We start from the raw sequence: 25,401 nt of genomic DNA on the forward strand, positions 1-25,401 counted from the left end.
AAAGGGGATAAAACAGCTTAGCTGTCGAAATGGTACCCAAGAGAGCTGAGAGCGCGCTCGTCATCCGACCAGCCGCGCTTCACCTTGACCCACAGGTTCAGCATGATCTTGCTGCCGAAGAGTTTCTGCATGTCCAACCGGGCTTCCTGGCCAATCTTTTTCAGGCGCTCACCACCGTCACCGATGATGATTTTTTTCTGGCCATCGCGCTCAACCAGAATCAATGCGTGAATATGCAGGATCTTGCCTTCCTGTTTGAACTGCTCGATCTCAACCGTCACCTGGTACGGGATCTCGGCGCCCAACTGACGCATGACTTTTTCGCGAACCAGTTCCGCCGCAAGAAAGCGTGAACTGCGATCGGTAATTTGGTCATCCGGATAGAAATGCTCACCCTCAGGCAAGCGCTCGGCAATCAATTGCTCAAGCTGATCGATATTGCGGCCGTGCAGAGCGGATACCGGCACGATCTCGGCATCGGGCAACTGCGTTGCCAGCCATTCCAGATGCGGCAACATTTCTTTCTTATCGTCCATCCGGTCCAGCTTGTTGACCACCAGCAATACCGGACAGGTGACAAAGCGAATCTTCTCCAAGACCATCTGGTCTTCGTCGGTCCAGCGCAGCCGGTCCACGACGAAGAGCACCACGTCCACGTCCCGCAGGGCCTGGCTGGCACTCTTGTTCATAAAGCGGTTGAGCGCTTTATCGTTGTCCTTGTGCAGGCCAGGGGTATCGACATAGATCGCTTGCACAGCCCCTTCGGTCTTGATGCCCAGCATGGTATGCCGGGTGGTCTGCGGCTTGCGCGACGTAATGGCCAGTTTCTGGCCGAGAATATGGTTGAGCAGAGTCGACTTGCCCACATTGGGACGGCCTACAATGGCCACATAGCCACAACGGGGGGTACTGCTGTCACTCATCTGCTTTCTCCACACCCAGATCAATCAGGGCTTTTTGTGCTGCTACTTGTTCCGCCAGACGCCGGCTATTGCCCACGCCAAAAGTCGGCTCTGACAGCGGACTGACATGACACTCAACCCGGAAGGTCCGGCAGTGCGCTTCGCCACTGCTTTCGGTCACTTCATATCGGGGTAATTCACACTGCCGCGATTGCAGGTACTCCTGCAGCCGGGTCTTGGGATCTTTGTTGTTGTCTACCAGGGTCAAAGTCGCAATATGCTCGCGTAGCCAGTAGAGCACGCGCTCACGGGCGACCTCCAGCCCACTTTCCAGGTAGATAGCGCCAATGATAGCTTCGGTCGCGTCGGCAAGAATCGATTCGCGGCGAAACCCGCCGCTTTTCAACTCCCCCGAGCCCAGGCGCAGGTACTCGCCCAACTCGAAGCCCTTGGCCAGCTCCGCCAGCGTGACCCCCTTAACCAGGCGCGCGCGTAAACGCGATAGCTGGCCTTCGCGCGCCTGAGGGAAACGCTGGAACAGCGCCTCCGCAGCGACGAAGTTCAGTATTGAATCGCCGAGAAACTCCAAGCGCTCATTATTGCGCCCACCCAGGCTTCTATGGCTCAAGGCCAGGATCAGCAGATCCGGGTCCTTGAAGCTGTAGCCGATGTTGCGTTCGAGCCGGTCTAACTTGTTTATCACTTAAGTGGTCTGATTATGTGGGTTTCATCGAAGTGAACAAGCGCGTCCACGTTTTGAATTATCGGCGTGCGAACTTCATATTTGATTACCACCGTATACGCATCGGTACCACTGGCGGTAATGGTAATCGCATCGCTGGCCTTGATATCGCGGATACTGTTGATCTGCATACCCTTTTGAATATGACTGTGAAAATCACGAAGCGAGGCAATCTTGATGGTCGGATCCTCGTTAACCTCGGTGACGATCTTGCGCAGGGTAAAATGCTCCATATAGATAGGAGCGAGCTTCATAACGATCACCAGCCCAAAAATGATCAGGGCGATAACTGCCAACCAGCCGAAAAACGACATGCCTTTCTGGGAATGGCGCATGGATAACCTCGTGACGTCCGTTGTAAGTGTTATTGGTATCCGCCCTTTCCCTCAGTGGATAAGGGCTACCCTGGAAAAATTCGGCAGGTTGCTCAGCTTCGGCTCCGGCCAGTGCATCCATACCGCGAATGCCTTACCTACAATATAGTTGTCAGGGACCATGCCCCACAACTCCCTTGGCATATCATCGGCATTCCAGTAACGGCTGTCATTGGAATTATCACGGTTATCGCCCACCATAAAGTAATGCCCTTCGGGCACCTGCCACTCTTTCGCCGCAGGCGCGCCTGAAAGACTCTTCTGCCTAACCAGGTGCTCGACATTGCCGAGTCTCTCTTCGAAAATTTCCGCTTCTGCGCGGGCATACAACGGGTGACCGGTCGGCACCTCGTCGTCTTTTTCCAGGCGCACTGGCGCCAACGGCACCCTTTCGCCATTGATAATCAACTGCTTACCGGCGTAGCGCACGGTATCACCCGGCAATCCGACTACCCGCTTGATATAGTTGATACGCGGGTCATTCGGGTAACGGAACACCATTACATCGCCACGCTGTGGGTCATTAACCGGGATCACCTTCAGGTCCAGCACCGGCAGGCGGATTCCGTAGGCAAACTTATTGACCAGAATGAAGTCGCCCACTTCCAGCGTTGGCTTCATGGATCCGGAAGGAATTTGAAAGGGCTCGACCAGGAAGGAGCGCAATACCAAAACGACCAGCAGCACAGGAAAAAACGATTTGCCATATTCGATCAGCAAAGGCTCTTTTTCCAGACGCTCAACCGTGGTCGGATCGGGGATATCCACCGCAGCATCATAGGCGGCCACAGCACGCCGACGGCGAGGGCCAAACCAGAGCAAATCGAGAAGGGCCAGTAAACCCGAAACAGCAACTGCCAATACCAACAGCAGCGGAAAATTGATATGCATAATCGAGCCCGTTTAACCGTCCCTAGTTGTCTACTTTCAATACCGCCAGGAAGGCTTCCTGCGGAATTTCAACGTTACCTACCTGCTTCATGCGCTTCTTGCCGGCTTTTTGCTTTTCCAACAGTTTCTTCTTCCGGCTCGCATCGCCACCATAACACTTGGCGATAACGTTCTTGCGCAGTGCCTTGACGGTTGAGCGCGCAACGATCTGCCCACCGACTGCCGCCTGTATCGCCACATCGAACATCTGCCGCGGAATCAACTCCTGCATCTTGCTGACCAATTGCCGACCCTTGTAGGCGGCGTTGTCACGGTGCACGATCAGCGCCAGGGCGTCGACCTTTTCCGCATTGATCAACACATCCAGACGCACTAATCGCGCAGTCTGAAACCGCTCAAAAGCATAATCCAGGGACGCATAACCACGGCTTACCGACTTCAGACGATCAAAGAAGTCGAGCACTACCTCGTTCATCGGCAGATCATAAATAACCTGAACCTGCGTTCCAAGAAACAGCATGTCGTGCTGCACGCCGCGTTTCTCAACGCACAAGGTGATCACCGCGCCCAAGTGATCCTGGGGCACAAGAATGTTGGCCCGCACAATCGGCTCGCGCATTTCCTCGACCATTGACGGGTCAGGCAGACGCGAGGGATTGTCGACATAGAGGATGCTGCCATCCTTTTTCACTACCTCAAACACCACCGTCGGCGCGGTAGTGATCAGGTCCAGGTTGTATTCGCGCTCCAGCCGTTCCTGAATGATTTCCATGTGCAGCATACCGAGAAAGCCACAGCGGAAGCCAAATCCCAGCGCTTCGGAACTTTCAGGCTCATAGTGCAAGGACGCATCGTTCAGGGTCAGCTTGGACAGCGCTTCACGAAAATCTTCGAAATCTTCCGAGCTGACCGGGAACAAACCGGCAAATACCTGAGGTTTGACTTTCTTGAAGCCCGGGAGCATATCCACATCGGGGGTATTGGACAGGGTCAGGGTGTCGCCGACCGGCGCGCCGTGAATATCCTTGATGCCGGCAATAATGAAGCCCACTTCTCCGGCTTTTAGATCCGCCGTTTCGCTATGCTTGGGGTTGAATACACCAACACTGTCGACCTGGTGAATCTTGCCGGTGGATTTCACCAGAACCTTGTCACCCTTTTTGATCCGCCCGTGCTTGACTCGCACCAGCGATACCACACCCAGATAGTTGTCGAACCAGGAATCAATAATCAGCGCCTGCAGCGGTGCGTCCAGTTCACCCACTGGCGCCGGGATAACCTGAATAAGGCGCTCCAGAACATCTTCAACACCCAAACCGCTCTTGGCGCTACAGACCACGGCGTCTGTAGCGTCGATGCCGATGACGCTCTCGATCTCCGCCATGACGCGCTCAGGTTCAGCCTGCGGCAGGTCGATCTTATTCAGCACGGGCATGACTTCCAGGCCCTGCTCGATAGCAGTGTAACAGTTGGCTACCGACTGCGCCTCTACACCCTGCGCGGCGTCGACTACCAACAAAGCGCCCTCACAGGCGGCCAGCGAACGGCTAACTTCATAATGGAAATCGACGTGGCCGGGGGTATCAATGAAATTCAGCTGGTAGGTTTTACCATCCAATTTCGAGGTGTAGTACAGCGTCACGCTGTGGGCCTTGATGGTGATCCCGCGCTCGCGCTCAAGATCCATGGAGTCGAGCACCTGTTCGGCCATCTCACGATCCGCCAAGCCACCGCATATTTGAATAAAACGATCAGCCAACGTCGACTTACCATGATCAATATGCGCAATGATCGAGAAATTACGGATTAGGCTAAGGTCACTCACTACAGGGATCATCCAGACTTGATTGCAAGATCGCCAGCCACGCAGGCTGTCGCAATGAAAGAGGGGGAATAGCTTCCCCCGAAAACAGCCCGCGAGTGTACCCGAATATGCACTAGTGTGCTATCGCAAGCCCGGCCACCAGCAGCGCCTTAGCATTCAAGGGTGCTTGGAGTACCGGGCATAGAACTGGCTGGTTAGTTAGCCAGCCGGAAGGTGATATAACTGGCTCGGCCCTGGCGAATCACGCGCATCGACACGGATCGATTAGTGGGCAAATCGGCAGTGATCTTTTCGAACGCAGCGACTGACTCCACCGCCTGATTGTCTAGATTGGTAATGACGTCGCCGCTGCGCAGGCCGACCATTGCACCGGGCCCCTGGCGGACTTCGCGAATGACCACGCCAGAGCGAACATCCAGAGCTGCTTTTTGTTCCGCGGTCAGTTCGGTCACCACGACGCCGAGACGATTAGTCACTTTGTCTGCCGGGCTACTGGACGGCACTATCACAGCAACACTGTCATCCTCTGGCAACGCGCCGATTTCCATTTTCAGCGTCTTGCGCTTCTTCTCGCGCATCACTATTAATGTCGCTTCTTTACCAGGCCGCACTCGGCCCACTGCGTGCGGAAGATCGGATGACATAATGATTTCTTCGCCGTTGAAGGAGAGAATTACATCACCGACCTGCAGGCCACCCTTTTCAGCCGGACCCTCGGGCTGAATCTGGGCTACCAGCGCTCCCGCTGGCTTAGGCAGACCAAAAGACTCAGCCAGATCCTTGTTAACCTCCTGAATCACTACGCCCAACCAGCCGCGCTGTACGCTGCCGTTTTCCTTGATCTGCTCAACGACGTCCATCGCCACATCAACCGGAATGGCGAAAGACAAGCCCATGAAACCTCCAGAGCGGGTAAAGATCTGCGAATTAATACCGATCACTTCACCATCCAGATTCAGTAGCGGACCACCTGAATTACCCGGATTGATGGCCACATCAGTCTGAATAAAAGGCACGTAGCTCTCATTGGGTAAGCTACGCCCTTTGGCACTGATGATACCGGCCGTCACAGAATAGTCGAAACCGAACGGAGAGCCGATCGCCAGTACCCATTCGCCAGCTTTAAGCTCAGACGACTTGCCCATGCGCACCACCGGAAGGTCATCCCCAGCCTCAATCTTCAACAAGGCCAGGTCCGATCGCGGATCAGCCCCAACCAGTTCAGCCTGCAGCTCACGCCGGTCAGCCAGCCTGACAAAAATGCTATCAGCGCCCGCGATCACGTGATTATTGGTCAGTACATAACCATCTTTAGACAAGATGAAACCCGAACCCAGAGACTGGGGCGCCTGACGCTCACGCGGAGTTTGCGGGCCTTGTTGCGGAAAGCCACGCTCAAAAAATTCACGGAATATGGGAGGAATCCCTTCTAGATCTGGCACGCCTGGAACGACGCTAGCTTGACGAGAGACGGGTTTCTGACTGGTACTAATGTTAACAACCGCGGGAGAAACATCCTCGACCAACTGGGTAAAATCAGGCAAGCCCTGCGCCATGCCTAACGAGCTCCACCCCAGCAAAAGCGAGCCGACTGCGGCTACCATCCAGCGTTGCATTGACTGCATATGCACTTGATCTCCTAGGTAAAGTAAAGGCCTCAGCGCATCGCTAGCGGAGTATCACTGCTTGCGATGCCGTTAGGGGGCATTATACGCAAAATACGCGGTTGCATATCCGGGTTGCTACGCTGGCGCCAAGCGTACCAGCGAACGCCAAAAAAGCCTGAAACCAAGCCGGTTAGCGCCGCAAGAATAACCCAGGGCTCCGCCAAACCTAAGCCCTCAGCCAAAAACGCAGCACCGAAAAGACCAATCAGAGGCACCAGATACATGCATAGAGACGCGTGGACGATGGCGTTTTCGGGCAAACCAATCACCACCTGATCGCCTACCTGCAAAGATCGATCACGCAACACGCGGATGTATCCCTGACGGGCACCAGCACCGAGTCGCTGCAACAATGCCTGACCACAGCCAGCGCGGGCCTGACAACTGCCGCAGGTGTTACGCCGGATCGTCTCCACCCACGCCGCATCGGGCTCAAGACTGAGTACCCTGCCCTGTTCCTCGATCACTGCCGAATACCATCAAAGTCAGGCGCAAGCGAGTCGGCGACTCGCTCGGCAGCGGCGGCGGGCACCTCCCCGACCACCGTCGCCAAGTAATCGCCCTCGGCTCGCACCAGCTTGCGGCTAATTGCTGCCGTAGGCCCAAGCTGGGCATGCAGATCATTCACAGGGGTGTCCGCGCCCAATGGCTCGATAAATAAGGTCATACGAGCAAGACCGTCGGTAAACACCTGGGTGATGACCTCCCCACCTGTGTCATCCAGCGCACGCACCTCACTGTGCCCCAGAACGAATCCCGGTGGCAGCCAATTCGGGACCCAGTCCTTGCCGACATCAGTTTGAACGTCCTTACCAGCCCGCATCGGCAAACAGACGCTAGTGGGCTGCAGCGCCTCATCCGCTACTTGGCCAAGCTGCAAAAACGTGAACTGAAAGCGTTCGAGCAAAACGCTGCGCTCGTTTACCAGCAATGATTTGAGCAGCAGACCCGTTTCCTGATCCAGATACATTTCATAAGCATAACGAAAGCCATCGCGAGGCTTTACCGCGAGAACGAACACGGGGCGGTCTGCAACACGAGTTGAACCGAGCATTTGCAACGAATACCAATTAGGCAAGGCTTCAAGCTGTTCAGAAAGCTGGGTGGTCCCCTTCCAGATTGAGGCGAGCGCAATTGAACTGGTACACACCAATTCACCATTGCGCTTCAGCCACTCTTGCGGCTGACCATCGGTTTGCAGCACCCGCTCGGTAGTTTGTTCACCTTCACGTTGGCGCCAGACCTGATGAGTACTGAAGCTACCTGTGCGCTCGTAGACGAAAGCACCCTGGTAGCTCTGCTCGCGAGCGGCATCAAACATCCGCTTGAGCATTTCGCTAGGCTCTTCAGCCAGCGCAGACGTCGTCAGGAACAGGGCCGCTACAGAAGCCCCCCATAGCGTCAATTGCCGTGTTGCTGACATCCATCGCACCTATTCTATTGGTTTTCCAGGCTCGCTGCCCGCGCGTAAGGGAGCAATTGCGGTGCCTCAAATCGCGAACTGTGCTCTGCATGCTGGCGCAGATAAGTACCAATGCGTTGTTCCTGCCACGCTGAAGGTGCCTTCTGCTCGGCGGAGGCGTCAGCATTCAGTTGCGACTGGGAGGAAAACCCGGCCAGAACCGCGCCGCCCTGAGTGGATTGCACCGGAGTCGGTTGCACCGGGGCAGAAGGCGCCACAGCAGCTGGAGCAACAGCCGCAGCGGGAAGCTCGGCGAGCATCGCCGGATCCCCAGGCGAACCGTCTTGATTAAACATATTCACCCCGACCAGCACCGCCAAGGTAACCGACGCTGCCACAGCGAGACGACTTAAGTTCTGCCACACGCGTGGCGACTTACGCTCAACCATGACGGGCGCCTCATCGGCAATGAGGGCGGCAATTCCGGCGGACAGATCGATTTTCGGCTGCCAGGGCTCTTTATGCATTATGGCTCGCGCCATCTGATAGCGATCCCAGGTGCTGCGCATTGCCGGATCGCTTTCACTGGCCTGAAGTACGCGGCGGATTTCAAGTTCATCCGCCTCGTTGTCCATTAGCGCAGAGAGTGACTCCTGCAAGGATTGATTGCTCATCGCTTTACCTCAGCTAGTGGCCCAAAAGGGGCTTGCATTAAACACCCATCGGCCAAGATTCAATCTTCGATCAATGGCTTAAGTGCTTTATCGATTGCCTCACGAGCTCTGAAAATACGTGATCTCACCGTACCAACAGGACAACTCATCACCGCGGCAATATCTTCATAGCTCAGACCTTCAAATTCGCGCAAAGTTAGAGCCGTTCTTAAATCATCGGGCAATTGCTGCAAGGTGCGATTGATCATCTGCTCAATCTCGTTGCGTAGCATATCCCGTTCCGGTGAGTGAATATCCTTGAGGGCACTATCGCCATCATGATACTCAGCCTCATCGGCCGCTATGTCTGAATCTGGAGGGCGTCTGCCTCGAGCCACCAGATAATTTTTCGCCGTGTTGATCGCTATGCGATACAACCAGGTGTAAAAGGCACTGTCACCACGAAAATTGGCCAATGCACGGTAAGCTTTAATAAAAGCCTCCTGCGCTACGTCCTGAGCCTCGTGGCTGTCGTGCACAAAACGGGTAACCAAAGCGAGAATCTTGTGCTGGTACTTAAGCACCAAAAGATCAAAAGCTCGCTTGTCACCACGCTGAACCCGTTCGACCAACTGCTGATCGGTCTGCTCAGTCATTGAGCAGCTCCGCAGCGCCAGCGCGAGGGCTTTAGCCCCGCCTTGTTGTGATAGACCCGCAATATAAGCAAAAGTTCTCCCCTCGTCAGGCTCAGCAATATGAGCGGGCGGCCAAGCAAAAGTTCCGCGCTCTGATCTGATATAAGCGTAAATCATAGCAAGTATCGAGCCTGTTGCGGAAACCCCTTGTAAAGCTGACAGTATTGCCTGAGAGGTAGCTTCTATATACTACTGAGCCGACCCTACGAATACGCCCTGCGAGAGCCAACCGGAGTGCCATGACACACGCACAGCAATATGACGTACTGGTAATCGGCAGCGGCGCTGCCGGCCTTACCCTGGCGCTGAACCTGGCCGATCATCTGCGCGTGGGTGTCATCAGCAAAGGGCAGCTATCTGAAGGTTCAACCTATTGGGCTCAGGGCGGCGTTGCAGCGGTGTTAGATGATACCGATACGGTGGACGCGCACGTGCAGGACACGTTGGAAGCAGGTGGTGGGCTTTGTCACGAGGATGCCGTACGGCAGATTGTCGGCAGCAGCCGCGAAGCCATCGGCTGGCTGATCGAACAGGGTGTCCCTTTTACTCGGGAAATCCGCGAAGACGGCAGTGAAAGCGACGACTTTCATCTCACCATGGAAGGCGGCCATAGCCACCGGCGGATTATCCATGCCGCCGATGCAACCGGTGCGGCTATTTTCAATACCCTGCTACTCAAAGCTCAGGAGCATGACAACATCGTGTTGCTGGAGAACCGCGTTGCCGTCGACCTGATTACCAGCGGCAAACTCGGTCTGCCGGGAGACCGCTGCCTGGGCGCATACATCCTTAACCGCAGCACCGGGCATGTAGAGACCTACGCCGCGCGTTTTACCGTGCTCGCCACCGGCGGTGCCAGCAAAGTTTATTTGTACACCAGCAACCCCGACAGCGCATCGGGCGATGGCATTGCCATGGCTTGGCGAGCGGGCTGCCGCGTCGCCAACTTGGAGTTCAATCAATTCCATCCCACCTGCCTCTACCATCCCAAGGCCAAAAGCTTCTTGGTCACAGAGGCCCTGCGTGGGGAAGGTGCACTGCTCAAGCTACCTGATGGCCAGCGCTTTATGCCGCGCTTTGATCACCGCGCCGAACTCGCGCCCCGAGATATCGTCGCACGGGCTATCGATCATGAAATGAAACGCCTGGGCCTGGATTGCGTATTTCTTGATATTAGTCACAAGCCAGCCGAGTTTATCCGCAGCCACTTTCCCACGGTGTACGAACGTTGCCTGACCTTTGGCATCGACATTACCCGCGAACCCATACCGGTTGTGCCTGCAGCCCATTACACCTGTGGCGGCGTTATGGTTGACCCTAATGGGCGTACCGATCTGAGTGCGCTGTACGCCATCGGGGAGACCAGCTTCACTGGTCTGCACGGCGCCAATCGCATGGCCAGTAACTCGCTGCTCGAATGCATTGTCTATGGCCGATCAGCAAGCCAGGATATTCTCCAGCGAGTCGACGCCAACCCCATGCCTGCAGACCTGCCCCATTGGGATGAAAGCCAGGTAACGGACTCCGATGAAGATGTGATCATCTCGCACAACTGGGATGAGCTTCGGCGCTTCATGTGGGACTACGTGGGGATCGTGCGCACTACCAAACGCCTGCAGCGCGCGAAACATCGGGTGGATATGCTGCGCGCTGAAATCCATGAATTCTACAGTAATTACACAGTCACCCGTGACCTGCTGGAGCTGCGCAATCTAGCCCTGGTAGCCGACTTGATCATCCAGTCTGCAATGCTGCGCCAGGAGAGCCGGGGGCTGCATTACACGCTAGACTACCCCGACCTGCTAGCAGAGGCCAAAGACACTATTCTGCTGCCACCCAGCGCTGCCGACTGAAGCGCAGACGCAAACGCAGGCGGCGCAGCGCCTCTTCCGCCGCCGCATCGGCGGGCAACACCACTGATACCGGCCACCAGCGGCCCGGTTCACGCAGCCGCACCACTGTAAGAAAGGCACTGACAAAAGTATCAGCCAGTAGCCGTGCACCAGCTTCAGAGCCGTCACGGCGCAACACATGCCAACCTTGACTATCAAATCGCAGACCCGTGACCGAGCTAGCATGACGCAAGCTGACCTGCCGCGGCCAGACCCACAGACAATACCCCGCTACCACCAGCATCATTGCGCCAGCCCACAGGCCGGGAATGGCGCTACGGTACAACGCCAATGCCGCAAGCAATGAGAAGAACACCAGTGCCCCGCCAAGAAAACGCGAGGGCTGACGTTGCAAAAGCAGATAATCAGTTTGGCTGAACACGGTCCAGTATCATCCTTACCATTCGTTTGAGGTCGGGGTCGTCCGGCTCACTACGCTGCATGAACCAGCCGAACATATCCTGGTCTTCACAGGCCAGCAACTTGCTGAAACGCTCTTTGTCAGTCGGATCAAGATCACTGTAAGCTTCTTGCAGAAACGGCAACAGGAGTACATCCAGCTCCAGCATGCCGCGACGGCTCTGCCAAAACAAACGCTTCATTTCTATATCGGCCGACATCAAAACCTCTCCACAACAAGTTGAAAGCGCCCATGGGCGCACACGTTTCATTATAGGCGCAAGCCAACACTGACAAGCATGCACCATAGTCCTATGATGTAACAGCTGACTACACCAGACAATTTGAGGCCCATGAGCACAATCACAGCACCAGAACAAATCCTACAGGACCGCTTTGCTGCTAGCGCGCAGAACCAGGGCGAAATGCCTGTCACCGGAATGACCTGGCTCGGCCACGAGCGCATTCTCTGCGTGGATGGCATCGATGCAAAGCGCTTCTTACAAGGCCAGCTCACCTGCGATGTCAATCTGCTGGCCAATCCGGGCAGTACCTTGGGCGCACGCTGTAACCCCAAAGGCCGCATACAGTCCAGCTTCCGACTGCTACACCACGCCGAGAATACCTACCTTCTGGCATTGCACAAGGATGTCCTGGAGAGCCAGAGCAGCGATCTAGGTAAATACGCGGTATTTTTCAAGGCCAGCATCAGTGATGCCAGCCCTGACTGGGTTCGCATCGGGCTCTGGGGGCCCCAAGCTGCACAGGCACTACAACACACCGGCTTTACTCCACCGGAGCATACCGACCAGGTCACCACCTCCCCCCGCGGCGCAGTCATCCGCGTACCCGGCATTGACCGCTTTGAAGTCTGGCTGGCCGAGGAAACCGCGCTGCCTACGCTGGATCTGATGCAGACCATTGCTACGCCCACAGCATTGAATGCATGGCTATTGCTACAGATACGTAATGGTCTGGGCGAGATTGATGCCGCTACCCGCGAGAGCTTCATTCCGCAGATGCTGAATATGCAGTTATTCGGCGCCGTCAGTTTCAGAAAAGGCTGCTATACCGGGCAGGAAATCGTTGCCCGAATGCAGTACCTGGGTAAACTCAAGCGGCGGATGTTCAGATTGTTGATGACTGGCGACCAGCCTTTGCCGGCGGGAACTCCTATTGTCAATCACGCCAGCGGCCAGACGCTTGGCGAGGTGGTCTTGAGTGCTTGCGCGGGAACTCAAGTAGAAATATTAGCGGTCTTGCAAAAAGATGCGGCACAATTGGTACAATTATCGGCAATTGATAGCGAAGGGCCATTACTGACCATCGCTGACCTACCTTATGATATTGAACTAGCCGCCAGCGAAGCCGCGCCGGCCAACTGAACAAGGAAACAGCCTATGACTGATCTGGCCCAGCGCGTACAGGATGAGTTGATCCAAGCCATTGAAAAGGACCAACTGGTCCTGCCAACCCTGCCAGAAGTGGCGCTACGGGTTCGCGAGGCTGCCGAGGATCCTGACGTCAACATCGCCCACCTGGTGCGCGAGATCAGCAATGATGCCGCGCTCAGCGCACGCTTAATCAAGGTGGTCAACAGTCCGCTGCTACGTACCCGGCAGGAAATTACCGATCTGAGCATGGCGGTCAATCGGATGGGCATTACCTACACCGCGAATCTGGCTATCGGCCTGGCCATGGCGCAAATGTTTCAGGCGACCTCGGACATCATTGATCGCAAGATGCGTGAAGTCTGGACGCGCAGTACCGAGGTAGCAGGCATCAGCCATGTATTGTGCCGGCACTACACCAAACTCAAACCCGACCAGGCTACGCTGGCTGGCCTGGTGCACCAGATCGGTGTGCTACCAATCCTTAGCTATGCCGAAGACCATGACCAACTGCTGGCCGATCCGTCCAGCCTGGATCTGGTTATCGAGCGCATCCATCCAATGATCGGCGATCGCATTCTCGAAGCCTGGGATTTCCCCGTACCGCTACGCCATGTACCGACTCAACACCTGGATTTCAAGCGCAATTCGCCCAGCGTCGATTACGCCGACATCGTTCAGGTGGCTATGCTGCAAAGCCTGAGCAGCGACCACCCTCTCGCGCAGATGGACTGGAATAGCATTCCAGCCTTTGCCAAATTGGGCATTAGCCAAGATGGCGAAGGCGAGGAAGAAGATCTATCGGCCGAGATGGAAGCGGCGATGGCGTTGCTCGGCTAAGCAACTGGCAGCTAATTGCAGATTAACGATTACGCCACTGGGGTGGGCGCTTTTCAAAAAAGGCGTTGACCCCCTCCAGGGTATCGTCGTGATCGAAAAGATCGACGAAGCGTTCACGCTCCTGCGCCAGCAGACCGTTTAACGGTTGCTCGCGCGCGCCCTGAATCAGAACCTTGCAAGCCTTGACCGCCAGCGGACTCTGCCGCCCAACCTGAGCTGCCAGCCGCAGTGCGGTAGTCAGCGCTTGGCCCTCTTCGACCACTTCCTCTACCAGACCGATGCGCTCGGCCTTCACCCCATCAACGCGCTCACCACACAGAATCATGCGTTTGGCCCAGCCCTCTCCAACCAACCAGGAAAGCGCTTGAGTACCGCCAGCGCAGGGCAGCAAACCAACGCTGGCCTCGGGCAAAGCGAGCTGCACCTGACGCTCGGCAATACGGATGTCGCAGGCCAGAGCACACTCAAGACCACCGCCCATGGCATAGCCATTCAGTGCAGCAATGGACACCCCGGAAAAATCCCTCAAAGCTTCAAACGCCTGACCAAACAACCGAGCCATCAGCCGTGCGCGGGCCTTGTCGCCATCGGCGAACAGCTTGAGGTCGGCGCCGGCAGAGAAGAAGCGCTCACCACGGCCGGTAATGACCAATGCATAGATCTCCGGATCAGCACTCAAATGTGCCACCAGTTCGACCAGACCATGTAAGGTGTCGGTATCCCAGGTATTGGCGGGGGCGTTATCAATGGTCACCAGCGCGGTATGCCCGACCTTCTGCACCACCAGTTTATCAGTGCGTGGTACCAGAGCGGTGTAGGGTTGCAATGCATGATCCATAAAGCACTCCAGAACAGTAGAACAAAGGATATTTTCTAGACTGCGCCATCCGGCAGGCGCCAGTCAATCGGTTGTCGCCCCTGCGCCTGCAGGTACGCATTGACAGCTGAAAAATGGCCGTTGCCAATAAATCCACGGTGTGCAGAGAGCGGCGAGGGATGCACAGAGGTCAGCACTTTGTGCGCGGACAGGTCGACCTGCGCGGCTTTCTTCTGTGCGTAGCTACCCCAAAGCAAAAAGACCAGATGCTCGTGCTTTCTGGCCGCAACCTCGATCACCTTGGTGGTAAACGTCTCCCAGCCCCGACCGGCATGCGCACCTGCACTGGCCTGTTCGACAGTCAATACGGCATTGAGCAATAACACGCCCTGCTCCGCCCAACTTTGCAAACAACCATGCGCCGGAATCGGTAGTCCCAGATCCCGCTGTAATTCCTTGAAAATATTCTGTAGCGACGGCGGCGGGCGTATCCCCGGTGGAACAGAAAAGCTAAGCCCATGAGCTTGGCCCGGACCGTGATACGGGTCCTGACCAATAATGACCACCCTGACCTGGTCCAGCGGTGTCGTATTCAGCGCATTGAATATCTGCGGACCGGGCGGAAAAATTACTTTGCCAGCGCGTTTCTCTGCCAACAGAAAAGCCCGCAGCTGCTGCATATAAGGCTTCTGGAGTTCATCATCCAGAGCCGCCTTCCAGCCCGGCTCCAGCGCCACATTGCGCTCAGCCACATTACCCTCAGCCATAGTCACTGCGCTACCGGTACCGACTGGGCATTGCAACGCACCACACGCTGACGATTATCCACCAGCAAGCCAGACAATCCGTTGTGCCGGTTGTCATGTAACACCAGTATGCCGTCAACGCATTCAGCGACCTGATTGGCTGAGCGGCTGCGCATTTGCCCAGCCTCGGCCGACCCCACGGTGACCAAACTGAATTCCGCCACCAACATGCCCTGCTCCTCTCGGCTAAAATTCAGATAACCATAGAAATACAGAACCATGACTGTGGCCAATACGGTGGCAAAAAAAGTCAGGATCATCGGCAACTTGTTCAGCTCTTTGGTCTCACTCACAGATCATTTCCTCAGAGAATATTCGCATAGTCAGCCTCGATGCGATCAAGGCTCAGGTTGTTCAGAAAACCGGAAAAACACATCCACGCACTCAGCGCGTTCAGGTCAGCAAAAGGTTCCGGCAGGTAACGCGGCGGCGCCACTAGCCCCTCCTCCACCAGTTGACCAAGCGTACGCATGTCTTCCAGCGTGGTTTTGCCACAGAACAATAACGGGATCTGCTGCAACTTGCCTTTGCGTACCGCCAACTGAATATAGTTGTAGGTCAGGATAAACCCCTTGAGATAAGCCAGATCCTTGGTAAACGGCAAGCCATTGCTACTGGAGCCACGGAATACACGACTGGCGTTGGTATAGCTGTTTTCCTTGGAATAGTCCTGCTCCCGATAGAACTGGAATACATCAAGGAAATCACCGCCCGATTCGGCCAATTGAATGGCGCGCGTACGATCTGTCAGCTTGCGCAGGCGGGCCGGGTAGGAGGCAAAGGTGATCACTTCCATCAAGATCGCCAGCCCCTCCTGGGTCACCGTCGAGGACGGTGGGCCCTTGGCCAGAAACGTACAGATAGGCTGATGCTGCCCGTTCAGACTGGTCGCCACGTGCACCATGCCTTCATGCACGGCGAGAATTTTCAGATCGCGCTCATTGAACATCGCGTCACTGCGGATTTTGATGTAATCGGCGCCAGCTGCGGCATCGGCGACAATGCCGTCCGACTCGAACACACGCACCGCCTGATCATCAGGAAAGGCCAGATTCATGCGCTCCTGCAATATGGCGACCGCTTCGGGTGCAGCGATAATCTTGGGTTCGCGGCCCAGATCTGACCCAATATTGGTCAGCGATTCGCTGAGCATGATGCTCAAATCAGTCAGGGTCGGGTCGCCGGCGTGAAAGGCGTCGGACGCAGAGCCGTAAAGCTCCTGCGAAATAAAGCCAAGATCCGGCGTACCACGTGCTTCAAGCATGCGGATGACCATCCGGTACTCCTTGCACATGCGCCGCATGATCTGCCCAACCGGATTAAAGGTGCCCAGCTGGCGGGTTATATCCCGTTCAATTTCCTGGAATACCTGGCGCATTACGCCCGGGTCGAACCCTAGCGGTCGCTGAGCATAGTAGTCGGGACCCACGTCGGGAAGGCTCTTGCAGCGCTTGCGGAAGAACTCTTCACGCAGGCTGTCGTCCCACTTGATCGCATCCAGAATACGTATCGGCGATTGCGCCTCGACAATGCGGTCAGACAGGCTGCGGATGACCAATTGGTACTGTTCGCTCTGTTTTACCGTCATAGTGTTCCTGCTGCTGGTGACGTCATCAAGGCATAGCGCCTCGCTTCGACATTATGGTGATATTTGGCGTTGTGCAACGCTTTGACGTCTGCACCGTTTTACAGCGCCGATCATCCTGAAACGCAGTGCAACGCTCGGCCGGGCAACTCCCAGGCTGGACACGCCGCAAGTACATCCCTGTAGGCTCGTCGATGGCCAGGGATGGCCATCGACGAGCCCCATGGGCGGCTTGCAGCGTGTCCGTCACCGGGGCTGGCCAACCTCGCACTCACCCCAAAACAACCCGATCAGGTTTCCCTGCACATACCTAAAAACTAACCCTGAGCCTCAGGCCGCATATGCGGAAACAGGATCACATCGCGAATCGAAGGCGCATCCGTCAGCAACATCACCAGGCGATCGATGCCGATACCCTCACCCGCCGTCGGCGGCATGCCGTATTCCAGCGCGCGAACGAAATCGGCGTCATAGTGCATCGCCTCGTCATCACCAGCGTCCTTGTCCGCCACTTGGGCATGAAAACGCTCGGCCTGATCTTCGGCATCGTTCAGCTCTGAATAGGCATTGGCAATCTCGCGTCCGCCAATAAACAGCTCAAAGCGGTCGGTCACGCTCGGATCATCATCGCTACGACGCGCCAGCGGCGAGACCTCGAACGGATAACGGGTGATAAAGGTCGGCTGTTCCAGAAGATGCTCGACCAATTCCTCGAAGATCATGACCTGCAGCTTACCCAGCCCCTCGAAGCCCTTCACATCCGCACCCGCTTTCTTGGCAATAGCGCGGGCCGTGTCCAGATTCTGCAAATCAGCAGCGCTGATCTCGGGGCAGAACTTGAGGATTGAATCAAACACCGACAGGCGCGCAAAGGGCTCACCGAAGTGGAACACCTTGCCCTGATAGGGCACATCGGTGCTGCCCAGCACATCCAGGGCCAGCTCGCGGAACAGCTCCTCGGTCAGATCCATGTTGTCTTCGTAGTCGGCATAGGCCTGGTAGAACTCAAGCATGGTGAACTCGGGATTGTGCCGGGTTGAAACGCCCTCATTACGGAAGTTGCGGTTGATTTCGAACACCCGCTCGAAACCACCAACCACCAGGCGTTTGAGGTAAAGCTCCGGCGCGATACGCAGGAACATCGGCAAGTCCAGCGCGTTGTGATGCGTCTCGAACGGCTTGGCCGCCGCGCCACCGGGGATGGTCTGCAGCATCGGCGTTTCTACCTCGAGGAAGTTGCGCTCGGCCAGAAACTTGCGGATATGCGCAATCACTCGCGAACGCACCAGAAAGGTATTGCGCGTGTCTTCGTTGACGATCAGATCCACATAACGCTGACGGTACCGCTGTTCGGTATCGGTCAGACCATGGTGCTTGTCCGGTAACGGACGCAGGGATTTGGTCAGCAACTGAACCGAGGTCATGCTGACATACAAATCACCCTTGCCCGAACGCGCCATAACGCCCTCGGCCGCAATAATATCGCCCATGTCCCAGTGCTTGATCGCCTCCAGCGTTTCGGCCGGCAGCGTCTTGCGATCAACATAGACCTGAATACGCCCGCTCATATCCTGGATCACCATAAAGGCGCCGCGGTTGAGCATGATGCGTCCGGCGACCTTGACCGGAATCTGCGCCTCGGCCAACTCTTCCTTGATCTTGTCGGCGTAGGTCTTCTGCAGATCACCGGCATAACTGTCGCGACGAAAGCGGTTGGGGAAGGCGTTGCCCTTGGCACGCTCGGCCGCCAGCTTTTCCTTGCGCAGGGAAATCAGGCGGTTTTCTTCCTCGGGGAGGGCTTGCTGGTCATTCTGCTGATCGGTCATATCGGGAATTCCAGGAGGTTGCTATTCATTCAAAGGTCGTTGATGCAATACGAACGGCTGGCCGCTGAAACAGGGTTTAAAGACCCTGTTTCAGACTCGCCTCAATAAACTCGTCCAGATCGCCATCCAGCACCGCGTTGCAGTTGCTGTTCTCGATATTGGTCCGCAGGTCCTTGATCCGTGACTGGTCGAGCACATAGGAGCGGATCTGATGGCCCCAGCCAATATCGGACTTGGTATCTTCCAGCGCCTGCGCGGCGGCATTGCGCTTCATCATTTCCTGCTCGTAGAGCTTGGCGCGCAGCATCTTCATCGCGGTGTCGCGGTTGCCATGCTGAGAACGCTGGCTCTGACAGCTAACCACGGTATTGGTCGGTACGTGGGTGATACGCACGGCCGAGTCGGTGGTGTTAACGTGCTGACCACCGGCACCCTGGGAGCGGTAGGTATCCACTCGCAGATCGGCCGGATTGATATCGATTTCGATATCGTCGTCAATCTCTGGCGAAACGAATACAGCGGAGAACGAGGTATGCCGGCGATTGCCGGAATCGTAGGGGCTCTTGCGCACCAGGCGGTGCACGCCGATTTCCGTGCGCAGCCAGCCAAAGGCGTACTCGCCTTTGATAAAGACGGTCGCGCTCTTGATGCCCGCGACTTCACCGGCGGAGAGTTCGACAATTTCGGTTTCGAAGCCGCGCTGATCACACCAGCGCAAATACATGCGCAGCAGCATATTGGCCCAATCCTGGGCTTCTGTGCCGCCGGAACCGGCCTGAATATCCAGATAGCAGTTGTTCGGGTCCATCTCGCCACTGAACATACGGCGAAACTCGAGCTTTTCCAGGCTGGCTTGCAGGCGGGCGAGCTCAGTAACGATGTCTGCGACCGCAGATTCATCTTCCTCTTCGGCAGCCATTTCCAGCAATTCGGAGGCATCGGCCAGGCCCGAACTCATTTCATCCAGGGTTTCAACAATCTGCGCCAGCTGTGCGCGCTCCTTGCCAAGCGCCTGTGCACGCTCGGGATCGTTCCACACGGAGGGGTCTTCCAGCTCGCGCTCAACTTCGGTCAGACGATCATGTTTGTGATCGTAGTCAAAGATACCCCCGAATGGTCTCGGAGCGGCCACGCAGGTCTTTGATGGTGTTCAGAATCGGATTGATTTCCATGGTGACAAATCCCGTCAGGAAAAAGCCGCCATTGTAGCGGATTTACTGCCTTCGGTGCAGTACTACTGCACCGAAGGCAGTGACCCCAGCGCGCAGCCTAACGTGGCAACACGCGGATAAATACGATGGTGCCAATACCCCAGAGCGCATTGAGAATAAAACCGATGATAAAACGGCCCGGCAACTGCACCATGTCAAAGCCCACCCCCTTGAGCGGAAACACCACCAAAAGGGCCACCAGGGTCAGTACGACCCCGCCAAACAGCGCTGCCTTGAACCATATCAGGCTTGCGCCCAGGCGATCCAGCACCGCGATCATGACCAGCGCCCATAGCCCGCCAAAAAACGCACTGGATATCACTGAGGGCACCCCCAATGGCACTGTCGGGGCCAGATTGAAAGGGGCGAAAGGTACCACTCCTGCGGCGTGCAGCAGGCCCAGCGCAACCTGATGAAAACAGAAAACCGCCAAACAACCTGCCACAAAAACCCATATCCAACGCTGCATGTTCACACCCCGTTATTGTTATTCATTAGACAAGTGTTCACTCTGGTTGATAGCAAGGGCCGCTTCGCGGATTACCCAAGCGCAGAACATTGAATATAGCAGCATCCGCCTGCCAACAACGGCCTAGCGATAAAAGCCTTGATACAGATCAGAGCACCATAACCCCAGGCTTCTATACTGTGGTCGGACCCGTTAACTACGCCGTCACCCACGCCGATACCGGAGCTTCAACGTGAGCCAGCTACTTCCCGACCAGAGCACCCTCGACGATCACGCTAAACAGTGTCCAGCCTTTGCCCGCTGGAGCAGCGGCCAGGGCGTCATCAGCCACGCACCGGCTACCCAGGCAGCCGTCTACCGCCTTGCCCATCAGTTGGTGCAGCGCGAACAGCAGCCGAATGTGGAAACTGTTTATCAATTGATGACCGCGCTGGACCAGGTCACCAGCGCTGGCCTGTGGCTGGTGGTGCACATGACCTATGCCAAGCGCTGCCATCCAGACGGCACTGCACTGGCAGCAGAGGATTTCAAATCCCGTCCCGAAGGTCATACCGGCGGCGCACTGAATATGGTGCCCGCCTATGCCGCCTATTTGGCCTTGAACAGTCTTACCGGCCATACTCGCAGCTGGTTGATGGGGCAAGGGCACTGCGTGGCCGCCATTGACGCGCTCAACGTGCTGATCAGCAATCTGCACCCGGAGCAAGCCCAGCGCTATGCTAGCGACGCTGGACTGGATCAGTTGTTGAAGGATTTCTACAGCTATGCACAGTTACCCGATGGCCGCCCCGCGGCGCCCCTGGGCAGTCATGTAAACCCTTACACGGCGGGGGGTATTATCGAAGGCGGCTACCTTGGCTTTGCCGAGCTGCAATATGCACACATGCCACTGCCAGGCGAAACCTTGGTGGCCTTTCTGTCTGACGGCGCGGCAGAAGAGCAGCGCGGTAGCGACTGGATACCCCGCTGGTGGCGCGCGGAAGACTGTGGAGCGGCTTTACCGGTGATGATCGCCAACGGCCGACGCATCGAACAACGTACCGAACTGGGCACGCAAAAAGGGTTGGACGGCTTTGCCGAGCACCTCAAGGGCTGCGGGTTTGATCCCATCCGCTTTGACGGCCGCGATCCAGCGGCTTTTGTCTGTACCTTACTGGAAATGGAACAACGCCTTGAGCGCCGGGTCCAGGAGTATCGAAATGGCATTCTCCAGTACCCGCTGCCGATTCCCTATGCCATCGCCGAAACCACCAAAGGATTTGGTTTTTACGGTGCGGGGCAAAATGCGGCGCATAACTTGCCGCTGCCTGGCAACCCGCGCCATCACGCTGGCGCCCGCGAGCTGTTCAATCAGCATGCGGCCCAGCTGTGGATTGATCCGCAGAGCCTCAGCCGCGCTCGCGAGCAATTGCAAAATCATGCTCGGAGTGGCCGTCCGCTGGAGCGCGACCACGCTCTGGCCACACGCAATCCGGCACAGCCGGTTATTCCGCTGGTTGACTGGAGCAACCAGACGATTTCACCAATGCAGGCGGTGGACCGTTTCTTCGTTGCCTTGGTGGAGGCTAATCCAGCCTTGCGTGCACGGGTCGGCAACCCCGACGAGCTGGCCAGTAATCGCCTCGGCGGCGTGCTGGAGGCCCTGAAACATCGGGTGTGTGATCCTGAAAGTGCACTGGAGGCCGTGGATGGCCGGATCATCACGGCGCTCAACGAAGAGGCGGTAGTATCGGCCTGCCTGGGTAACAAGGGCGGATTGAATCTGGTCGCCAGCTATGAAGCTTTCTGCGTCAAGATGCTCGGGGCGATACGTCAAGAGCTGATTTTTGCACGCCATCAAGCTGTTGTGCAGCGCCCGGCCAAATGGCTGGGATTCCCTGTGATTGCGACGTCGCATACCTGGGAAAATGGCAAGAACGAGCAATCCCACCAGGACACCACCTTCTGCGAAGCGCTGCTGGGCGAAATGCATGACGGCATGCGGGTTCTGTTTCCCGCCGACTACAACAGTACACTGGCGCTCCTGCCGAGCGTGTACCAGGCGCGAGGGCAAATTAGCTGTATGGTCATTGCCAAGCGCGATTGCCCCAGCAGGATGGATGCCACCCAGGCCCGCCTACTGGCTGACCAGGGCGCAATTGTTTTAGCAGAACATCACGGGCCGACCGAGCCACTACTGCTAATCGCCAATGGCGGCTACCAACTGGGCGAAATGCTGCGCGCCGCCCAGCGATTGACAGCCCATGATCAAAGCTGGCGGTTGGTCTACCTGCAAGAGCCGGGTCGTTTCAGCGTACCCCGAGACAGCCTTGAGGCGCAGTGCACAGCCCCCGCAGCACTGACCCAGCAGCTGTTCCCCACCGAACTGAAGCGCCGCGTCGTACTCACGCATATGCGTCCGGAAATAATCCGCGGGCATTTGCATAACCTCTTGCCGTCACCCCGCCACAGCCGGGTTCTGGGCTACATCAATCAGGGCGGCACACTGGACGAAGCTGGGATGCTGTTTGCCAATCGCTGCAGTTGGGCCCACGTGTTGGTCGCCGCTGCCGAAGTGCTGGACGTCGACCCGCAAGCCTGGATGGATGAGAATGAGTGGTCTGCGGTGGATGGTCAGGGAAATCCGGCGCTGCTGCGCTAGACTTTAATGCAGCAACGCTGGTGCCGCGCCGTGACGGTCGAAATCCGGATCGAGCATGCTATCGAGCAGCGGTTTGACCACCGCTGCTGGCTGTGGCCGGCCGAACCAGTAACCCTGGACAAACTGACAACCCTCGGCATGCAGAAACTCCATCTGCTCGGGGGTTTCTATCCCTTCGGCAATGATATCCATGCACAACCCGCGACCCAGGCCGATGATCGCCCTAACAATCGCCTTGAGCCGTTCATCCCCGGTCGCTTTGGTGATGAAGCTCTTGTCAATCTTGATGATATGCAGCGGGTACCGGTGCAGGTAACCCAGGGAGGAAAATCCGGTACCGAAGTCGTCCAGCGCGATGCGCACACCGCTGCTTTCCAGCTCACGTAGCGTCGCCAAGGTCTCGGGGCCTTCCTGCATCAGCAGGCTTTCGGTGATTTCCAGTACCAGGCTGGTCGCCGGAAAGCCTGTTTCACGCAGAACCCGGGCAACCACCTCGGCAAAGCCGCTTTGCTGCAACTGGCGGCTGGACAGATTCACCGAACAACGCAGCTCCTGATGACCATGGGCGTGCCAATGTAATACCTGGCGGCACGCTTCACGCAGCACCCATTCGCCCACTTCAACAATGGCCCCGGTCTCTTCCAGCACAGAAATGAATTCATCCGGCGGCACCAACCTGTCGCCGCGACGCCAGCGCAGCAGGGCTTCAACGCCCACTACTCTTGAGCGAGTGGCCGCGATCTCGACAATGGGTTGGTAATGAATCTCAAATTGATCGCGGCGCAGCGCGTCATTCAGCGCGCTTTCCATCTCCAGCCGATGATGCGCGTCCTGTTGCAGCACATCACTGTATAACGCCATTTGCGCTTTACCTGACGCTTTCGCCAGATCCAACGCCAGATCCGCCTCACGTAGCGCATCCTGCTCCCCATCATGGCCATTGAGCGCGGCGACGCCGATACTGGCACTTAGCGTCAACCGCCGGTTAATGACCACAATGGGCTGATGCAGCGCATCCATGATGTGCCTGGCAACCAACTCCGCATCACTGACCGCTGCCATATCATCCAGCAGCACGACAAATTCATCACCGCCAAAACGGCACAGGTGATCACCCGGTCGCAGACAATGCTCGATCCGGTTAGCGACCTGAATCAACACCAGATCGCCAGCGTGATGCCCAAGACTGTCATTGATCAGCTTGAAACGATCCAGGTCGATAAAGAGTACCGCTGCGTGCCTGGCTCCGGGCCTGGACTGTCGCTGGGATGCCTGGAGCAACAGCTCGTTCATGCTCTGGCGGTTGGGCAGTCCGGTGAGCGGATCATGCAGAGACGAATGGGCCAGTTCACGTTCGGCAGCCTTGCGCTGACTGATATCGGTCTGTGAACCGGTCAACAAACGCTGGCCATGCGCATCCACGCACACTAGCCCGCGAATCAACACCCATACCAGTTCGCCGTCTCGCTTGCGCAACTGGCATTCCAGATGCACCTGCTGCTCGTCACCTGCCAAGTGCCGTTGCACTACATCGTTAAATGCATGGCGATGGCTCGGCGGCATCCTGGACAGCCAATCATCTAAGGTACGCGGTGCCGTAACGGCGTCCAGCTCCAGTATGGATAACCAGCGCTCCGATACCTGCATGCGATCGTTATCGACCTGCCACTCCCAAAGCCCATCATTGGCGCACAACACCGTCCGGGCATAGCGGGCGTCACTATCATCGAGCGCCATCTGGCTTGCCGCAGCATGGGTATCCACTGCCAGACCCATATCGAAAAACACCGCCCTGAGCAGGCACCCGTATAGCCGCTGGGCAATCTCCGGCCGTTCGGACCAGCGCTCGCTGAGCCCGGCGTGCATGTATTGGAGATAGAAGTGATAAGCCGCAAGACAACTTTTGGATGCCAACCGGCCACGCTCCTGACCCAGATTGGATAACACGCGCATACGCACGTGCTGCATATCATAAGGCCCCTGCAGCAGCTGCTGACAATAGCGCAGCCGCTGATAAGGCAAGCGGGCAAACAGGCCAGGATACTCGGAATCTAGAGTCAGCTCGGGGAGGTGGCAAAAGTGCTGATGCAGCGCTTCTGCGCAGGCTAAATGCAGCTCTTCGATCTCTGCGGCATGGCCGGACAGCTGCGCCAGGTGATCGTCTTCAAGGGCGAGAATCGTCATCCGCTGCCGTATTCCGACAGGGTTGAGTCCCAGATGCGTCTGCATCTCCTGCAGCTTCTTTTTAAGATCCAGCAATACCCTGACTCTCCACAGTCAAGCACCGAATCGGCTTTGTCCTGGGCAACATTTCACCCAAGACTCGACGCGCCAAAACATCAGATGTCGAACAGACCCTTTGCAAACACACAC

General features: G+C 56.7%; 24 protein-coding genes. 4 read left to right on the forward strand and 20 right to left on the reverse strand.

From position 1 onward, the window contains the following. Positions 1-17 precede the first annotated feature (17 nt). The 10 genes from era to rpoE form a co-directional block, all read right to left on the reverse strand. Complete coding sequence (gene era, locus K787_RS0101395) at positions 18-923, reverse strand: GTPase Era (RefSeq protein WP_022960990.1); 906 nt, start codon at positions 921-923, stop codon at positions 18-20. Then, positions 916-1,605: a ribonuclease III gene (gene rnc / locus K787_RS0101400; RefSeq protein WP_022960991.1), complete on the reverse strand. Its 690-nt coding sequence runs from the start codon at positions 1,603-1,605 to the stop codon at positions 916-918. Before rnc ends, era begins: the two co-directional genes overlap by 8 nt. Further along, on the reverse strand, positions 1,602-1,979 hold the full coding sequence (locus K787_RS0101405; protein ID WP_022960992.1) for a DUF4845 domain-containing protein: 378 nt from the start codon (positions 1,977-1,979) through the stop codon (positions 1,602-1,604). The genes rnc and K787_RS0101405 overlap by 4 nt, the downstream gene beginning before the upstream one ends. A 51-nt stretch (positions 1,980-2,030) precedes the next feature. Then, positions 2,031-2,909: a signal peptidase I gene (gene lepB, locus K787_RS0101410; RefSeq protein ID WP_022960993.1), complete on the reverse strand. Its 879-nt coding sequence runs from the start codon at positions 2,907-2,909 to the stop codon at positions 2,031-2,033. 22 nt (positions 2,910-2,931) lie between these two features. After that, entirely contained in the window at positions 2,932-4,734 is a 1,803-nt protein-coding gene (lepA, locus tag K787_RS0101415; RefSeq protein WP_022960994.1) for a translation elongation factor 4, read from the reverse strand. A gap of 194 nt (positions 4,735-4,928) precedes the next feature. Beyond that, positions 4,929-6,359: a DegQ family serine endoprotease gene (locus K787_RS0101420; RefSeq protein ID WP_022960995.1), complete on the reverse strand. Its 1,431-nt coding sequence runs from the start codon at positions 6,357-6,359 to the stop codon at positions 4,929-4,931. A 32-nt stretch (positions 6,360-6,391) separates the two neighbouring features. Further along, complete coding sequence (locus K787_RS0101425) at positions 6,392-6,868, reverse strand: SoxR reducing system RseC family protein (RefSeq protein ID WP_022960996.1); 477 nt, start codon at positions 6,866-6,868, stop codon at positions 6,392-6,394. Next, a complete protein-coding gene (locus K787_RS0101430) occupies positions 6,865-7,824 on the reverse strand; it encodes a MucB/RseB C-terminal domain-containing protein (protein WP_022960997.1) in 960 nt (319 codons plus the stop codon). Before K787_RS0101430 ends, K787_RS0101425 begins: the two co-directional genes overlap by 4 nt. Positions 7,825-7,838: 14 nt before the next feature. Then, complete coding sequence (locus K787_RS0101435; protein ID WP_022960998.1) at positions 7,839-8,477, reverse strand: sigma-E factor negative regulatory protein; 639 nt, start codon at positions 8,475-8,477, stop codon at positions 7,839-7,841. A gap of 59 nt (positions 8,478-8,536) precedes the next feature. Then, positions 8,537-9,112, reverse strand: a complete 576-nt coding sequence (gene rpoE / locus K787_RS0101440) for an RNA polymerase sigma factor RpoE (RefSeq protein WP_022960999.1) — start codon at positions 9,110-9,112, stop codon at positions 8,537-8,539. Positions 9,113-9,390: 278 nt separating this feature from the next. On the opposite strand from rpoE, the gene nadB reads away from it, so the two are divergent. Continuing rightward, positions 9,391-11,004, forward strand: a complete 1,614-nt coding sequence (gene nadB / locus K787_RS0101445) for an L-aspartate oxidase (protein ID WP_022961000.1) — start codon at positions 9,391-9,393, stop codon at positions 11,002-11,004. Here the strand turns inward: nadB and K787_RS21860 are convergent. Together K787_RS21860 and K787_RS0101455 are read right to left on the reverse strand one after the other, a co-directional pair. Beyond that, a complete protein-coding gene (locus tag K787_RS21860; protein ID WP_022961001.1) occupies positions 10,973-11,425 on the reverse strand; it encodes a hypothetical protein in 453 nt (150 codons plus the stop codon). The two genes, nadB and K787_RS21860, sit on opposite strands and share 32 nt — an antisense overlap. Continuing rightward, positions 11,409-11,663: an FAD assembly factor SdhE gene (locus tag K787_RS0101455; protein ID WP_022961002.1), complete on the reverse strand. Its 255-nt coding sequence runs from the start codon at positions 11,661-11,663 to the stop codon at positions 11,409-11,411. Before K787_RS0101455 ends, K787_RS21860 begins: the two co-directional genes overlap by 17 nt. A 132-nt stretch (positions 11,664-11,795) precedes the next feature. On the opposite strand from K787_RS0101455, the gene ygfZ reads away from it, so the two are divergent. Together ygfZ and K787_RS0101465 are read left to right on the forward strand one after the other, a co-directional pair. Then, the gene (gene ygfZ, locus K787_RS0101460; RefSeq protein ID WP_022961003.1) at positions 11,796-12,827 is read left to right on the forward strand and encodes a CAF17-like 4Fe-4S cluster assembly/insertion protein YgfZ; all 1,032 of its coding nucleotides are present in this window, start codon (positions 11,796-11,798) and stop codon (positions 12,825-12,827) included. A gap of 15 nt (positions 12,828-12,842) precedes the next feature. Further along, positions 12,843-13,673, forward strand: a complete 831-nt coding sequence (locus K787_RS0101465) for an HDOD domain-containing protein (RefSeq protein ID WP_022961004.1) — start codon at positions 12,843-12,845, stop codon at positions 13,671-13,673. 22 nt (positions 13,674-13,695) lie between these two features. Here K787_RS0101465 and K787_RS0101470 read toward each other — a convergent pair whose 3' ends face one another. The 7 genes from K787_RS0101470 to K787_RS0101500 form a co-directional block, all read right to left on the reverse strand. Next, positions 13,696-14,511 (reverse strand): enoyl-CoA hydratase, encoded by an 816-nt coding sequence (locus K787_RS0101470; protein WP_022961005.1) that lies wholly within the window; start codon positions 14,509-14,511, stop codon positions 13,696-13,698. Between the two features lie 35 nt (positions 14,512-14,546). Beyond that, complete coding sequence (gene ung, locus K787_RS0101475) at positions 14,547-15,257, reverse strand: uracil-DNA glycosylase (RefSeq protein ID WP_022961006.1); 711 nt, start codon at positions 15,255-15,257, stop codon at positions 14,547-14,549. 2 nt (positions 15,258-15,259) lie between these two features. Next, positions 15,260-15,589 carry a PA3694 family proteiin gene (locus K787_RS0101480; RefSeq protein ID WP_022961007.1) on the reverse strand — a complete coding sequence of 110 codons (330 nt, stop codon included), beginning with the start codon at positions 15,587-15,589 and terminating at the stop codon, positions 15,260-15,262. A gap of 11 nt (positions 15,590-15,600) precedes the next feature. Beyond that, on the reverse strand, positions 15,601-16,884 hold the full coding sequence (locus K787_RS0101485) for a flavohemoglobin expression-modulating QEGLA motif protein (protein ID WP_022961008.1): 1,284 nt from the start codon (positions 16,882-16,884) through the stop codon (positions 15,601-15,603). Between the two features lie 314 nt (positions 16,885-17,198). Further along, the gene (lysS, locus tag K787_RS0101490) at positions 17,199-18,707 is read right to left on the reverse strand and encodes a lysine--tRNA ligase (RefSeq protein WP_022961009.1); all 1,509 of its coding nucleotides are present in this window, start codon (positions 18,705-18,707) and stop codon (positions 17,199-17,201) included. A 76-nt stretch (positions 18,708-18,783) separates the two neighbouring features. After that, positions 18,784-19,879 (reverse strand): peptide chain release factor 2 gene (prfB, locus tag K787_RS24970; protein WP_152486768.1). Its coding sequence is split into 2 segments (ribosomal slippage): positions 18,784-19,806 and positions 19,808-19,879, totalling 1,095 coding nucleotides; the frame shifts between segments, so codons are not numbered across the junction. A 97-nt stretch (positions 19,880-19,976) separates the two neighbouring features. After that, positions 19,977-20,387 carry a hypothetical protein gene (locus K787_RS0101500; RefSeq protein WP_022961011.1) on the reverse strand — a complete coding sequence of 137 codons (411 nt, stop codon included), beginning with the start codon at positions 20,385-20,387 and terminating at the stop codon, positions 19,977-19,979. A gap of 232 nt (positions 20,388-20,619) precedes the next feature. Between K787_RS0101500 and K787_RS0101505 the strand changes: the two genes are divergently transcribed. Further along, positions 20,620-23,028: a phosphoketolase family protein gene (locus K787_RS0101505; RefSeq protein WP_022961012.1), complete on the forward strand. Its 2,409-nt coding sequence runs from the start codon at positions 20,620-20,622 to the stop codon at positions 23,026-23,028. A gap of 3 nt (positions 23,029-23,031) precedes the next feature. Here K787_RS0101505 and K787_RS21865 read toward each other — a convergent pair whose 3' ends face one another. Then, positions 23,032-25,287, reverse strand: a complete 2,256-nt coding sequence (locus tag K787_RS21865) for an EAL domain-containing protein (RefSeq protein WP_022961013.1) — start codon at positions 25,285-25,287, stop codon at positions 23,032-23,034. Positions 25,288-25,401 lie beyond the last annotated feature (114 nt).

Source organism: Halopseudomonas pelagia CL-AP6 (assembly GCF_000410875.1).
In the GTDB taxonomy this organism is placed as follows: Bacteria; Pseudomonadota; Gammaproteobacteria; order Pseudomonadales; family Pseudomonadaceae; genus Halopseudomonas; species Halopseudomonas pelagia.